This window comes from Sphingobacterium faecale (assembly GCF_016746095.1).
GTDB classification, from domain to species: Bacteria; Bacteroidota; Bacteroidia; order Sphingobacteriales; family Sphingobacteriaceae; genus Sphingobacterium; species Sphingobacterium faecale.
This window is the reverse complement of sequence record NZ_JAERTY010000001.1, coordinates 532,227-547,992: the sequence shown is the minus strand read 5'-3', so window position 1 is coordinate 547,992 and position 15,766 is coordinate 532,227. Positions and strand designations below refer to the sequence as shown.

At 42.8% G+C, this 15,766-nt stretch carries 8 protein-coding genes; 2 read left to right on the top strand and 6 right to left on the bottom strand.

What is annotated here, in order from left to right; genetic code table 11:
• Positions 1-203: 203 nt before the first annotated feature.
• From JKG61_RS02155 to JKG61_RS02140, 4 genes are read right to left on the bottom strand one after another with little or no spacing between them, the layout of a single operon-like run.
• Positions 204-7,436, bottom strand: coding sequence for an MBG domain-containing protein (locus JKG61_RS02155; RefSeq protein ID WP_202101342.1), 7,233 nt, complete (start codon positions 7,434-7,436; stop codon positions 204-206).
• An 18-nt stretch (positions 7,437-7,454) separates the two neighbouring features.
• Entirely contained in the window at positions 7,455-8,609 is a 1,155-nt protein-coding gene (locus JKG61_RS02150; protein WP_202101341.1) for an ABC transporter substrate-binding protein, read from the bottom strand.
• A 4-nt stretch (positions 8,610-8,613) separates the two neighbouring features.
• The gene (locus tag JKG61_RS02145; protein WP_202101340.1) at positions 8,614-9,144 is read right to left on the bottom strand and encodes a phage tail protein; all 531 of its coding nucleotides are present in this window, start codon (positions 9,142-9,144) and stop codon (positions 8,614-8,616) included.
• A 53-nt stretch (positions 9,145-9,197) separates the two neighbouring features.
• On the bottom strand, positions 9,198-10,049 hold the full coding sequence (locus tag JKG61_RS02140; protein WP_202101339.1) for a bifunctional UDP-sugar hydrolase/5'-nucleotidase: 852 nt from the start codon (positions 10,047-10,049) through the stop codon (positions 9,198-9,200).
• Between the two features lie 755 nt (positions 10,050-10,804).
• Between JKG61_RS02140 and JKG61_RS02135 the strand changes: the two genes are divergently transcribed.
• Both JKG61_RS02135 and JKG61_RS02130 read left to right on the top strand, forming a co-directional pair.
• Entirely contained in the window at positions 10,805-10,981 is a 177-nt protein-coding gene (locus tag JKG61_RS02135) for a hypothetical protein (protein ID WP_202101338.1), read from the top strand.
• An 11-nt stretch (positions 10,982-10,992) separates the two neighbouring features.
• Complete coding sequence (locus JKG61_RS02130) at positions 10,993-12,975, top strand: hypothetical protein (RefSeq protein WP_202101337.1); 1,983 nt, start codon at positions 10,993-10,995, stop codon at positions 12,973-12,975.
• A gap of 343 nt (positions 12,976-13,318) precedes the next feature.
• Here the strand turns inward: JKG61_RS02130 and JKG61_RS02125 are convergent, their stop codons facing one another.
• Positions 13,319-14,410: an IS110 family RNA-guided transposase gene (locus JKG61_RS02125; protein WP_202101336.1), complete on the bottom strand. Its 1,092-nt coding sequence runs from the start codon at positions 14,408-14,410 to the stop codon at positions 13,319-13,321.
• 97 nt (positions 14,411-14,507) lie between these two features.
• A complete protein-coding gene (locus JKG61_RS02120; RefSeq protein ID WP_202101335.1) occupies positions 14,508-15,755 on the bottom strand; it encodes a TlpA family protein disulfide reductase in 1,248 nt (415 codons plus the stop codon).
• Between the last annotated feature and the right edge of the window lie 11 nt (positions 15,756-15,766).

The window sequence follows — 15,766 nt, the reverse complement described above, 5'->3', positions numbered from 1 at the left end:
TGATCATGTTATCATAATAGCGCGTTCACTCGTTAACCTTAATCAGTTTATCATTTCCTTGACTTGTTCACTCAATAACTCGTTAACCTTCTTCATCTTCATTAAAACAGACTGCTTCGACAAGCCTAGCAGTGACGCTCCAACATCACTTCCCTTACTCGTTAACTTGTTCACTCGATAACTCGTTAACCTTACCTAACTTTCTACCTCCTAATCACAAAATATCCTTTCTCCCGTTTCCACACGCCATTGTCTTTCACATCAATATAATAGAAATAGGTACCATCCCGATGGTCTTTGCCAAAGAATACCTTATCCCTATTATCGTAGCCTGCGATCTCGGCCAGTACCGAACCGTTTTTATCAAAGATGGTCACCTTATTGTCCGGATAATCACGGATGCCTTCTATAACTAGGAACTCGTTCAAGCCATCACCATTTGGCGATAGTGCCTGGTGTACACGGATAGGCAATGGTGAAGCAGCATCATTTGCCACACGTACGGATACCGTCACAGGTGTTGCCGCTTCATAGTTTTCATTACCAATCTGTACAGCGGTGATATGTACCGTTCCCAAGCGATGAACATGTAATTCGGTGCCGGATACGGTGGCCACCATCGGATCATCCACTGTCAGTGCCACGGGAAGCCCGCTACTGCTCCGTACATCCAATGAAACTATACCGGCATCGCGACCCGATACTTCAGGGGCTGTAAAGTGGATCGTCTGTTTCGCCTTACGGATCAGTAAAGTCGCGTTAAAGCTTGTTCCAAAATAGTTTTGCGTTTCAGCGATAACAGCTTTCACTTGATAATTTCCTGCATTGATTTTATCATTGTTATCGTAGACTACTTCTACCCCTACCGGAAGTGTGCCTTTAAGTACAATAGATTTAACCGTACCGTCGTAGACCACATCTTTATTCTCGAACTTCAATCCAGAGAGTGTCGCTTTTGTAATATCCAAATTCGCTGCCTTATAATTGATATTATAGTTGCTTGCTGTAAGGTTTACATTATTTATAGCGTAGCTACCTACGTTTTCTCCGGCTGCACGTGTTAATGTTCCTGTCACCACCGATACTGCATCACCATAATGCAGATCCGAAGCCTTCACCGTATAGGTCAGCGCAGGATCAGTGTCACCGTACACCTTGGTCTTCGCATCAGCTGTCACCGTTAGTACCGCTTTCGTAATGCTCAGCTGTGATTTCACATAGTCAATACTGTAGTTATCTGCCGCAAGATCCACATTGGTAATAGCGTAGCTACCTACGTTTTCTCCGGCTGCACGTGTTAATGTTCCTGTCACCACCGATACTGCATCACCATAATGCAGATCCGAAGCCTTCACCGTATAGGTCAGCGCAGGATCAGTGTCACCGTACACCTTGGTCTTCGCATCAGCTGATACCGTTAGTACCGCTTTGGTAATGCTCAGCTGTGATTTCACATAGTCAATACTGTAGTTATCTGCCGCAAGATCCACATTGGTAATAGCGTAACTGCCCACAGACTCACCGACTTCACGTGTCAGCCTACCGCTTACCACCGATACCGCATCACCGTTACGCAGATCCGAAGCCTTCACCGTATAGGTCAGTGCAGGATCGGTGTCACCGTACACCTTGGTCTTCGCATCCGCTGTTACGGTAAGGCTTGCAGGCACTATGGTAAATGACCGTTTAACAGGTAGCGCAGGTAAGTACTCATTATTTCCGGTCTGAGTAGCTATAATGGTAACATTACCCACTTTTTTAGCATTAATCTTCCACTTACCCCCATCATTGTTATCTTGGTATACTTCAGCTATATTCGAGTCAGAAGATGCAAATGCTACTGGTAGGTTCGATGTTGCCGAAGCCGTCACTACAATCCCCTGCTGCCCATAAGTTAGATTGGGGATGGTAGCAAAGCTAATCGACTGTTCGCCCATCGTTTTTGCGGAGGCAAGAGCTTCTCCACTCAGATTACCTACCTGATCCGCTGCTACCAAATAGAACTCATAAGTTTTTCCATTCGCGAGGCCAGCATACGTATAATGTTCCGTTCCTTTTACTACATCTGCTAAATGTATTTTGACACCATCTTTTGGTTTTACATAGAGTATGTACTTGTCAAGATCTGGTTCCGTATTAGCAGACCAAGTGAGCGAAATCTGTCCGTTCTGACCTATAGCAACAAACGCAGCAGGAACCATCGGCGGCGTTTTATCAATTTCAAACTGCACCGTTGTAGAATTTCCAGCCGCATCAGTTACGATCAATGTATAATTACCTTCGGCAGAAACAGTAGCTCCTGAGGCAATATTCGCCCCATTCAGCGTAGCATCCCCCTCATTAAAAACAATCGTTCGGTCATCATTATAAATTCCCCCACCAGTCACTCCTGTCACAATCGGTGCTTGTGTATCCAAGATAATTTCATCGCTATAGGTCGAAGATATATTCCCCGCTATATCCTGCAATCTTAAATACACTTTTTTAGTTCCGTCTCCTGCTGGTAATGTTAAAATTTCACTAGCAGAAAAGGCCTCCCAATCCGACCATGTGGTTCCATCCGTAGAAAAACTCATCCGTACGCCCAGTTCATCGGATGTCATCCCTAGCGTGACCTCCCGCTTATTCGTGTAAAGATTTCCATTATTAATCAATATAGTACCTGTTGGCGCAGTCAGGTCAATAGTAACTAGTACCTCTTCCGAAAAATCACTTTCATTACCATACTTGTCGGTAAATTTATTTTTAATAACGTGTGTACCTTCCGTCAGCGGAGACAAAGTAACCCAGTAATCCACATTTGTAGAACTAGAAATACTTGTAGTATTATGCGCTACACCATCAACAAAAAATTTATACGCATTCCATACTTCATTAAGTGTTACTTCATCAGGATTATTAACGAGAAAATTCAATTGTGTTTTAGACGTAATATTATCACTATTTGAAATTCCAGTATCATCATTTGGATAAAGTTTCGGCGTAATAGGCGCCGCAGGTTTTTTAGTACGCACCTCATAGGCCAGAGATGACGCCGTACCCTCACCGGAATTTCCAGCGACATCTTTCACATGAGCTAAATCTATTGTTATCGTATTCCCTTCGCTATTTATATCTACAAGTGGCGTTAAGGTTGCTGTATAGACTATATTATCCGCTGTCGATAAACTAGATAATGTTCCGTTACTCGTGATAATATTAGCTACGCTTACGCCCGTAACTTTCTCACTAAACGTTATGGTAACTGCTGCTGTCTCCCCTATTTTTAAGACTGTTTTAGAAAGAACTACCGATATTACAGTTGGTCGGACACCATCTATCACTAAATTTGAACTTGCTCCTAAAGAGCCAGCAGTCCCAGGCGCAGGAAGGGTCAATATGGCATCTTCCCCGTCAGCATTTCTAATAGTTGATGCTTCATCCAGTTCAAGAGCATTAGTCGACTGATAGTCCAGGTTATCTGATACATCTCCAGACTGAACCGTATATTTAAATGTTAACGTATTACTTCCGCCCCCCGATACATAAGTCGCCAAACGACCTACAGTTCCTGTTTCCAACAAGAGAATAGGCGCTCCTCCAAACATATCTACATTCACAGCCTGATCGAAAGTCACTTTCAGGTAAATAACATCGTCTATTTTATAAGTTCCATTTACCATTCCAGATTTTACGGAGGTTACTCGGGGTTTATCTGAAACATGAATACTAAACGCCTGAACTGCCGTATTCCCAGCTGCATCTGTTGCGACGACATTGATAGAGTAAATACCCTTTGGTAAATTCTGAGCTGCTTTTAACAAATTTCCAGTAATGGCAAACTTACTATTATCTACATCAGTAACGTTATTACTTGCAGCTAAAACATAAGTAACCGTAGTCGCATCAATAGAGGTCAATGTAGCTATCGTAGACCCAGCGGTTGCCTGCGAGACACTTACGGTAGTTTTACTCAAACTTATACCGGTAGGCGCTGTGGTATCAAGGGTATAACTAAAAGTTGCTTCGTCGCCCGTATTTCCAGCTTGGTCGGTAGCTCTAACCCGAATAATATGCACACCTGGGCTTAATGCAGCAGTGGTTATCGACCAGCTTCCAGAACCATCAGCCGTTGCTGTACCAAGCACTGTAGTACCATCAGTGTCCCACAGCGTCACTGTAGCATTCGCTTCTGTAACCCCGATAAACGTTGGTGTACTTACATTACTGATACCATCACCTTTGATTCCGCTGTCGCTGGCATCCGCGAGAGAAATTGTAGGGATACTTGGTGGCGAATAATCTAAAACATACATTTCCCCAGCTGTATATCCGCCCGCAATGGCATTACCTGCAGCATCCTCAATTCCTGTTCCGCTGTTCTTAACATCCAACCGAAGCGTGCCATCGCCACTGAGATTATTTACAGATACGGTGTATATATTTCCAGAACCCGATACTGAACTGATAGCTCCGCTAACACCAGTAGTAGCGGATAGCGTAAAATCAGAGACATCTACTCCAGTAACACTTTCTGAAAAAGTAACAATAAAACGAACAGTTGTAGCATTGGTTGGACTTCCATCGGCACGCGTAATAGAAAATACTGTAGGTGGTATTCCATCAATCACTATATTTTTATTCGCAGCCAAAGAGTTTGCACCTCCTGGATTTGGTAAGACCAAGCTGGCATTACAGCCGATTAAACTTGTTATAGCCCCATTATTTAAAGCCAGCGCCCCAGTAGAAATATAATCCAGACGATCCGAAATATCTCCGAGCTGTACCGTATAATTAAAGGTCAATGTCGATGTCCCCGAACCAGATGAATAATTTACGATTTGATCAGTAGTTCCTGTTTCTAATATAAGCTGAGGCGTGCCTGTTACATTTACTGCTTTGGAAAAGTTAACTTGTATAGAAATGACATCGCCTACTTTATAGGAACCATCTGCAGTCGGTGAAGTTACGCCTGTTATTACCGGTGCGGATTCGATTGTAAGAGAGGCTCCATTAGATACAGCTGCTGGAGTACAATCGCCTGTTGCAACCAGCCTGTAAGTATAACCGTTCATTCCCGGTTCAGCCCCAGTAATGGTCAATGTCGCTGTTGTAGCTCCAGAATAACGCCCCGTATTTGCAATACTTGTGTAGCCAAGACCTTGATCTACCTGCCACTGATAGCCTGTAGCATCGGCTACTGCCGCTGAGAAAGTAGTATTTGACCCAGCGCAAATCGTACTTCCAGCAGGTTGAGCGGTTATAGATGGCGCCGATTTAATGGTCGTTGATACCGCCAACTGCACATCTGTGGCTCCAGTACTGCTCAGCGTTATATGGGTTCCCGAGCTAGAAACCGCACCAGTCGTCGTCCGGACATAAATAGGTGTTGCCGATATCGCTCCTGCAGTTGGAGTCAATGTTAGACTGTTGGTAAATGCACCGCTTGACGCCAATGACAGTTCATAACCTGCAGCTGCCTGAATATGAACAGCGGCTGTCAACAAAGCCCCAGCTACGTCAAAACTTTGTGTTGCAGAATTTGTTCCCGCACAGGTAACAAATGGTAGCAAAGGACCAGTTGCCGTAATATTCGGGCCTTCCACCGTCAATTTTGCGGCTAAAGAAGTCGCGGCAGGCGATACACTCCCCGACGCGGTACAACGGTATAGATTACCATTCAAGGAAGTGGATGCAGCCAATACCGTAAGTGTTTTCGTCGTTGCACCTCCATAAGAGGCTCCATTATTAACATCAGCATAAGATACACCTCCATTTACACTCACCTCCCATTGGTATGCTGTTGCAGCCACAGCTCCTATACTAAATGAAGTAGTATTGCCCGATTGCACAGTCACATCAGCCGGCTGCTGTGTTATCGTCGGTGCTCCACTTACAGTAAGTTTCACCGCTGCTGAATGAACAATAGCCCCACATGGGTCGGACAACACACATCGGTACATATTGTTATTATAGGCAGCAGGAGCCTGAATAAGTTGCAGGCTAGAGGCATTCGTCCCAGCATAATTAGTCCCGTCTACCAGGTTGGTATAGGAACCTCCACTATCGTTGCTCACCTGCCATTGATAGCTCGTTACACCTACGGCATGCAAAGCTATCGATCCCGAGCTATTGGTAGTTAGCGAGGTATTAACCGGTTGAGACAGTATACTCAATGCCGGCTGAACCGTCAAAGTAGCCGACGAGCTAGCTTTTACTCCATTTGTGCCAAAGGTGACCTTACAGCGGTACATCTCTCCATTGTAAGTTGCGGGTGTATTGGAGATAGCCAATGTTGATGTGGTTTCCCCGGTGTAGTTCGCATTATTGGAAATAACGACGTACGAAGCACCCGCATCCGTACTTTTTTCCCATTGATAAGCGGTAGCACCGGTAGTTGAAATAGAAAAAACTGTCGATGTGTTAGCACATATAGCTACGCTGACCGGTCCTGTTATTTCATTTGCGGGCTCTGTAGGATTTACTACAGCTGGTACGATACGCATTACACTCCCACCACTGATCCCGTCGTCACCTGTCGTATAGTAACCGATATCCTGATGGAACACGACCCCCCATGGATAAATAAAAGAAGAATTCGCTAAGTCCTGGCGCAACACCCCGGCTGTACCCGTCGCATTCGTATACTTTACCAAATTATATTTCAAGGGCGTTCCTGCACTTTCCAAACTATAGAGGTTATTGCTTTCATCCAATGCTAAAGCCGACACATACTTATCTTTGGACAAGTATGTTTTGGCACCAAAATTAAATGCGGGTGCAGTAACCTTGACTACTCCACCTTTATAAGGTAGGGCCGCTGCCTCATTTTCGTCAATACAGTAAGGTTCATTATAATAAATATCTCCCGAACTCGATACGGCCAAGGCAGTAGGGTACGACAAACCTGTCCCCGATACTATCCCCTTAAAAACCGTTGTTCCTACCGTGTGGGGTGCAGTATACTTTACGACCTCATAAACCGCATCTGTCGCATTGTACTGTAGTGCTAAAAGACTACCGGCAGCATCTATTGCCAATCCTGTATAATATTTAGAAGGATCGCTCTGAAAATCAGAAACCGTATATATCCCGTTACTACTGGTCAGTCTGATAATTTTATTACCATTATCCGTATGTGCGGTACTCAAATAAATACTACCGTCAGTCCCCACCGCCAAACCCCATGGAAATGCACCGGCGGTATAGCTTAATCCCGAATAAAGGACCCTAGGTTGCCCTTGTCCGTTGGTGTATCTAACCAGTTCATAGCTATTCGAAGATACAGCCCTGAGAACGTAAATGTTACCATCCGCATCCTTGGTCAAGGCGCTATACAGTCCTCCGGTCGCTATATTCTGAACGTCGTAGGTCTGAGCCCAAGCCGATTGTCCACAAAATAGTCCCAGTACCGAGATGGACAAAAGTACGAGAAAGTGATAGATGTATTTTTTCATAGGTTTCATTAATTGAAGCTATACAGACCAGTATGGATTTAAATAACCACTGACTGACTCTTCGAAAACTTGTGTTGTATCATATCCCAGCGCAGTACCCTGAGATACAACCGTATAATTAATATGTTGATCGCTCGTAACGACTCTATTGATATCCACCATAGGGTAAGCCGGCATGCTCCACCCCTGTATGTTGATCATACCTCTTGGTCCTGTCACTCCAGACTGCCTAAATTTAGCTATAGCCGCAGCCGCATCGCCTTTGATCAGTTCCTGTCGCATTTGCGACAAGACCTGTCCAAGCTCAAAGCCCAACATACTAAATACAGATGCAGGCTGATGATTTGCTGCTAGGAACTGTCGTGTAAAGGACTGGTTCAATGCCGATTGATCCGTATCCTGCCAGTTGGCGGCGGCATAAAATTTCAGATTTAAATGTTGCACATCGCTCAACATATCTCTATAGGCCATATTCTCTATGGTCAGCAGAGGTATGGCATCATAAAACTTACTTGCTCTCCATTCCTTTAAAAAAGCAGTCCCGGGTGATCCCGAAAAAATAGCATGGACAAAGTTGGGCGTGTCCCGTTCGATTGCCTCAAAGAAGGGCTGCAGGTCGACATGTTTCTTATCAACATAATGCTCGGGCATGACCATACTATTTAAGGCCCTTGAACCAGCGGCCCCTGCACCGTCCAAAAAGGCCTGATGCAGATTAAACCCAGATTCATAGGTCGGCATAATGATCTGTCCGTCCGGGCCAAACTCTTCTACAGCCCATTTCCCCAGCGCATATTCACTTTGCCAATAATTCATGGAGATACAGCCCACGTTTTTAGCGTAACCGACAGAAGGATGAATCAACTCTCCGAAATCTATAAAAAGTCCCGGCTTGTTATAAGTATCAAACAATGGTGCTATTTCGAGTAGGGATTTGATGTTGACCATTCCACTGATCAAATCTACCCCTTCAAAGAACAAAAGCTTTTGGATTGCTTCCTCCACCATCTTATACTGCCCTTGCCCGATATACACCGGAACAAATACCACATCCTTCGCGGCAAGCCCATACTGGGCCAGCGCGGTGAATACACCAGCCATTATATGTTGTCCATAGAAGGGATACACTGCCGAGAATGGTGTCAAAAATCCAATTTTCAAGGGTTTATCCATTTTTTTAAGGACGGGATGGATAAATACCTTCTGTCACTATAACATAATTTACAGCCAAATAAGGCTGCATAATAGAAAACGCCGCACTTCCTCCAGTGGCCCCCACTGCCGACTGTGCCATTGTTGCAATACCCGTTGGATTGGCGCTATAGTTTTTGAGCTGACTAGCATTGGGTCCCGACCCTACCTTTGGTGATACGCTGAGCAGCGTATTACTCGGCGTAGAGCTATCGCCCGTGTTGGTACTCACGTTCAGCGCATGCGTATGAGCCGGCAGATTACTGATGTTCAAACTAACAGACGCAGATCCAGCTTTCTGGCCCAAAGCATATCTTTCGTCTGCTCCGATAGGGACCCGACCCCGCAGATCCGGTAATCCAAATGTTGTTTGACCGTTACCACCATAACTTATTCCCAATATCGAATAAAGAGCGCTATTATTTGCAACACTCAAGATCTGACCGTGACAAAACATGGTACCCCTCATTGCAAAATTGCCGCCAAATATTTTTATTACTCCAAAATATTCTTCCATAATCTTATATTTTTTATAACTAACTTATATTATTCAATACGCATTCGTACAGGCTATGACAGGCCTGGTAGATTTTTAGGTGTATAGCACCCCATAGTATTCGGCAATACATAGCCGACACTTTCCATATTTGCTGCATAATGTCCCCATTCTACACCTCCTTTACCTCCGTAGATCAAGGTCGTATCGGTATGCTCCCGGTTTTTAAGAACATAGCACAATCCAACCTCCGCATCTGTTGCTGCACATAAGAAAAGATCAATTGCTTCGCTTTGCTCCGCAATTTCCTTAAGCTTTTTCTTGTTATGCCCCTCCGGTACCAGACATATAATCATGTGACACTGTTCTTCTTCCCTTAAGCGTTTAGCTAATGAGGTCAATCTGTGCACTTCTGATCCGGAAAGAGATACAGGTCCGATAGCTAAGACGCCGACACGCCTATCTACAATCTGGATCAACTGAAAAGGTTTGATCCGATTGGATAATTCCCGATTCTGCCAAACAGCCAAACTATTCAGCAATGTAAAGTCGCATGACCGGGCCAATGTCAGCAAGTCTGTCTCCGGCATAGTCAATTCATCTCTACCTAATGCTGCCGCCTGGCATCCCAAATCATTCATTTGTTTTACCCGATCTATCGTTTTAGCCTTTGAGTGCGCTGTAAAATTCCCTGTATCTAAATACACCGCAGATATATTTTGCAATATCGGCGCTACTGTAGTCTCGAGATGTTGCTTCCGATTAAGATTTCCGGTAAAAACGAAATTAACATCCTTCAAGTCGAGCCTTAAATTAAAGCGCGCAGCTTGAGCCGGAGATTTGGCCATTCCCAACCTTGCGAGCAGAAACGATCCCAATATAAGTCCTGAACTCTTCAGGAAAAAACGACGGTTGTTATTGTTCATCTATGTATAATTTCATGATCCGGTTTCTGGACGGACGCAGTTTGTTTCCAATTTTAGCACTTACCATTCTCTTGACCATTTTTGCATTCTTCGACCGTATCCCCATCGCCATTTCGGAGGTCCCCCGATCTCAGCTACCTTCTTCCATAACGATACGCTCGTCTTGTAGATAGAAATCTATAGCCGGATAGGCACTTCGTAGATACTATCGGATTTAATAGAATGAGATATGATGCTTAATAATTGCGCTATAAATGTAGACAAAAAGCCACAGAACAGACTCATCGGAGGGGTGGACAATTGGGGGACAAATGCAATCGAAAATTATAAGAACCTATAATTCAGCGAGATAAAACAGACCCAAAAAAAACACTATAAATAGTTGAGAAGGATCTATTAGTTTGAAAACACATAATATAGATGCAAATATGCTAAGACGTAACCTGACGCAGTTTGAGTATTTTTAAGTATATAAATCAGGAGCCAATTAGGTAGTAATAAAAAAGCTTTTCTTAATTTGCGTCTACATTCGATCAAAGAAACTAATAGGCTCTAAATCCTTTGCCATTTTTATGGCATCAAGGAATGAAAAACATTAATTAACAAACAGAACTAAATTCCACCGGATAATGTAACCAGAATCAGTTCAGCGGCAGGATAAACAGCATATATAACACCCTACATTTTCTCGGCAATCGACATGGTTGCTGGCCTATTACAGAAAAACGAAGTATAGCACATTATAATTAAGATATATGGACAGAAAGAAAAAAAAATACTTCCCTCCATTACTTCTTGTGACCAAAATAGAGCTCGAGCATAGTATTGCAGCCTCATCGACTACTATTAGCCCTGGAGGGGGATCCAGCAATAGTCAACCCTGGATCACGGAAGAAGTGACGGAAACAGTAGAAAAAGACTGGGAATTTTAAAATACAGAGACATGAGAAAGACTAATTTAACTGCTATAGCAGGAGTTATATCCAAGATCTATCATCTGATTACGATAATAGCATTGTGTATTTTTACATTGTCATCCTGTTCTAAAGAGGAGACAAAACAAACCACGCCCGATGGTTCGACCAAGATAAGCATTACAGTAGGCAGTATCACGGACGAAGACCTTGTGTCTTCGTCCGGTGCAAAGATGAGATCTATTGCTCCCAAAACAGCGACAGGCGAGCAGATACTACACAAAGAAACAGTCAAATTCAATGATATTGAAGTTGATTTCACATCGGCTGAAGGCAAGGATCTCTCATTTGGCGAGCATACGAAAGCGATCAGATTTGACAAGGTAAAAGCGGCTCTACCATCTAAGCAGATGAGTACCCGCTCCCTTAATCCTCTGGCAGCCGACATCCCTATGGAAGTCGGTGTCAAGTACTGGTTTGTGCTGTTCAATACCACGACCCAAAAATTTGAACAATCGCTACAATTGGTATCAGGTACCCCTACAAAACTGGACGTGGTACTGAATCAGAACTACGAATGGTATGCCTATTCTTACGATGACACCAATGACATCACGGCTTTGGATCCGAACAACCCACAGATACAGACCAAATCCGATCGCCCCTTCTTATATACCGCAGGGACAATCAAAGCAACGACTACGGGAGATACCCCTTTATCAATCACCTTCAAACACCAATTGCAACAGTTAAAAATACGTGTAGATACGCGTGGTCTATTCGGAAATGTAACTACCCTGTTGGCAAAGTTTGCAAGCAATACACCGCTCAAAACCGGCACATTTAATATAAAGACGGGAGCTTTCACAGGAGCTTTGACCAACGTACCGATTGAAGACCTTACATTTTCCAACGTAGAGGCTGACTCCGAGCGTCAGGTAGAAGCACGCTATTATACCGCAGATCTTACCCAACGAAAATACATAATCGATTTAGAACAACTATCGGTCAAACCTCTCAACAACATAGTTGAAGATCTACCGGTAAGTAATATAGGACTTGCCAATCGCACTTTCGAATTCACGACGGGCGGTGCCGGAAGGATACAATACGCCAAAGTGGCCATTTACAAAGTCTATCCCCGAAAAAAGATCCTCCATGTTGAAGGAAATGCTGTTTACGGTTATGCAGCTTCAGCAAAAGCATCAGGAAATTTCTTAAGGGATTCGCTAAATTTTGGTCCGGACAGCGAATATCTACGTATAGAAGGATTTGATTATGAGACCATTTCTCCTTCTATAAATAATCTAAAAAACAGATTAGCCGACCCCACGAACTATCCCGATATTATTATTGCCAGTCTATTTGCTACTTTATATGCGGATGACTATGCGGCTTTGCACAACTATATTAAACGTGGAGGCGTAGCCTTTTTGATGATAGAAAACTACCATAGTGCAATACCACAGACTTTCTTACGGGCACTCTTTAATGACAACAATATAACGACCATTGAAAACGGCTTAGGTGGAGCTATCTACAAATTCAATGACGTAGAATCTGATATTTTGGCCTGGCCTTTTGATGATGTCAGGGGCAAATACTGGGGACAGGATGGATCACAGACCTTGTATGTACAAAACCTTCCTACAGATCAGGTTATTATCTATACCGGATCTTCCGTCAATTATTATCCTTTCACGGCAGGCAATGCAGTCTCTATGTTCCGGCATAAGACACTCAATTTTTTTTATATTGGAGATACCGGATTTCTATCCAACGAACTTCAAAACGGAATCTATATTAATTACACCATAGAGCCCTTTGCGACGAATTCGCAAAATTTCCCGATAGCAAAGCCTAAATATGGTCACTATTCCGTCACAGGAGCACTAGAACCCGGAAAGCTTAATGAAGGATGGCAAGTGCATAACGCAGCCCTATTTGGTAATGCTTTTGCAGTAATGATCGCGCAATCGCATTACACACCGGTAGACAGGTCGCCATTTTAACGAAGAAAAAAGGCTATCTATCCAACAAATACGGGGCTGTCTCGTCATCATCGAGCAGCCCCCTATGAATAAAATTCTATAATTCTTGGATTTTAGTCAAAAAACTTCCTAAGAAAGGCCTTCAAAAATTTTGTAAAGGCGCTTTCTCCGGTTTTTTTCTCTATTACAAATTTAGTAAAAAGATAATTATTTCAGCCTCCTATTAGTAATCAAAGTTACAGGTATCCGTTAGATTTAATCTGATGGCCCGCTACACACTCTAAATAAAGAAACTAAATTCAGGCTGTCTCAAGTAGTCGGGAGCATCAAGTAGAAATTATCTTTTCACTTGTTTGTTGTGTGTTTATTTTAATATTCCTTTTTCATACAATCTTGTATTAGTCCATATATGATATATTCGCGAAAGTAATTTCCTAGCAATGACCACTATTGCTCTTTTCTTCGTCCTGGTTTTAATGAGCTCCTGAAATTTAAGTGCTAGAGCAGGGTCTGTTCTTATGGCTATCCAAGCTGCTTCGATCAGCAACGGGCGCAACGCAGTGTTTGCACGTGAAGTCATCTTTCCCTTTCTTATAGTCTCACCGGAAGAGAATTCACTTGGACATAGGCCGATAAAGGAATTGAACTTTCCAAAGTTATCAAAACGTTTGATCTCCCCAATTTCAGTCAGCAGTGTCATAGCCGTGATAATGCCGATACCTGGCGCAGAGATTAATATTGAATAGGCTTCCTTATATCTTTCGTGTGAAGAGAGCTGGCGTACGTCCTTATTGATCTGCAATAACCGCCTGCGAAGAAACTCAACATCATCTACCACGTGGCTTATTAATATCCGCGAAGATATTTCTGCGGGATTAAGGTTTCGTATCCACTCAATGAATCTTTTGGTCCAATATGGCTTGTCGTGCTCTTTGGGAATAACTATCCCCATAGAATGAAAGGCGGATTTTAATATCTTACGCTTTTTCTGTAAATCCGTTAGTGTCTTCCTACGGTATCTGATGAGTTGTCTGTCAGACTCCGTAATTTTATCAGGAATATATATAGGGTTCAACAGACCTCTGGACAGGGCCGTCCCCAATCGGCGGGAATCAGAAGTGTCAGTCTTGGACAGCATACCTTTATTCGTTTGTGGGATGTCGGCAGGATTGACAACTATACAGTCTATTCCAAGTGACTTAAGTTCACGCTGAACCGAAAAACCACAGAAACCGGCCTCGTAACAGGCTACGTAATGCCCCTCCGGAAAATGAGAATTCAAATAATTCAAAAGAAGCAATGAGTTTGCTTCCTGATGAAAGTTCTGGAAGAATGTGTCGCCGATATATACACTAATATTCCAGTTCTTTTTATGAACATCAATACCTAAAAAAATCTGCTGATCAGAAAAACTAACTGTTACTTTATCTGGATCTGTTTGTATATTTGTATCCATGGCCTATGGTGTTTTGTGTTTAAATTGTAGCAAGTTAATTGACTACTTACAAAAACCATAGGCTTATTTTATTACATGGATACTCTCTATTGCTTCCCTATTTCTCCTCTTCTACAACAAAGGTTTCGAACTCTGCTTCCCCTTCTCTCAACTCTAGTCCATATTGCCGCAACTGTTCATTTAGCTCGTCAAGACTGTTGAATACACCAATCTCTAATATATCAGTTAGCTTCGCTTCATCATAGATCAATGGATAATCTTCACGAAATGCCATAAATTTCGAAAACACATCCGTTCCTTCATATCGAACAATACCATCAAATACTTTTTCGGTTTTCTCTATTGGACACTTTTTCAAAATGAGGCATTTAATTCGCTTTTTGGACCAATAAGTTTTGATACCAAGGAAATTATGTAGGTCCTGAAGTACCACTTTTGCCTGAACAGAATCAGCACGATGTATCCGATCGATCCGTTCATAGGATATGCTATGCTTTACATCCCACGCCTCTCCGCTGTTCGTAAAATTCTTGTAGTGACTCGAGTCTGATACATTCCAAACGACCTGCTCAGCTCGAAGCAAGGCCCTCGGTATTACGATTTTTCCCCATGTATTGATCAATGCCGCATAAGGTTCTCGATTATAGATTGACGTTTTGTAATTTCCAGTCAGACTATCTTTTTCAAACTTTAAAGATTGCCCCCTCACCCCACTTTGGTATCCGCTGAGCCATACACCTATATCTTCGATAGAATTATCTTGGGTTAAACTCCCTTTACCAAAGTCATTTTTCCAAGGTAGATCTATACGGCCGTCATTCAGAAGCTTCTCTATATTATCAGTAGTCAACAGTCTATTGAAAGTAATTGCCTGCACTTTTCCTTTGTAGATCATAGCGATATGAGGTGCTGCCTGATAGGGGAACATGCTTCTCAATATCTTGTCATTATAGATCACTGGTAAATTGACCTGATGCTCTTTAAGATATTCATTTGTAGCAAAGAACTTGTCCAGCGTAGCTTTATCTTGCCAAGTCACATTTAGAATCTGGATTTTATCACCAAACTGTTGCTGAAGCTTTTGCAAATGCGGCATAGACAGAATACAGCTCGTGCAGTAGGTGTCAAAAAAGTCCAATACAATCACCTTATCATGCCACGATTTCCATTTTATAGATCTCACATCACCCCGCATCCATTGCACTTTCTCGGGTCCCTTGAATGCGTCGCCAATATGATGTTCAAGCCCCGGATCAAACTTTCTAGGATCTTGTTGTGCAAGAAGCATTTCAGAAATAAACAATAAAAGTATTGTTAAGCAAATATTTGATCTAAATATCGTCATGTTTTAATGTT

Bases quoted from the DNA above. Each gene is read 5' to 3' on its own strand.
- JKG61_RS02155 (WP_202101342.1), bottom strand. From the start codon at position 7,436: ATGAAAAAATACATCTATCACTTTCTCGTACTTTTGTCCATCTCGGTA.
- JKG61_RS02150 (WP_202101341.1), bottom strand. From the start codon at position 8,609: ATGGATAAACCCTTGAAAATTGGATTTTTGACACCATTCTCGGCAGTG.
- JKG61_RS02145 (WP_202101340.1), bottom strand. From the start codon at position 9,144: ATGGAAGAATATTTTGGAGTAATAAAAATATTTGGCGGCAATTTTGCA.
- JKG61_RS02140 (WP_202101339.1), bottom strand. From the start codon at position 10,049: ATGAACAATAACAACCGTCGTTTTTTCCTGAAGAGTTCAGGACTTATA.
- JKG61_RS02135 (WP_202101338.1), top strand. From the start codon at position 10,805: ATGGACAGAAAGAAAAAAAAATACTTCCCTCCATTACTTCTTGTGACC.
- JKG61_RS02130 (WP_202101337.1), top strand. From the start codon at position 10,993: ATGAGAAAGACTAATTTAACTGCTATAGCAGGAGTTATATCCAAGATC.
- JKG61_RS02125 (WP_202101336.1), bottom strand. From the start codon at position 14,410: ATGGATACAAATATACAAACAGATCCAGATAAAGTAACAGTTAGTTTT.
- JKG61_RS02120 (WP_202101335.1), bottom strand. From the start codon at position 15,755: ATGACGATATTTAGATCAAATATTTGCTTAACAATACTTTTATTGTTT.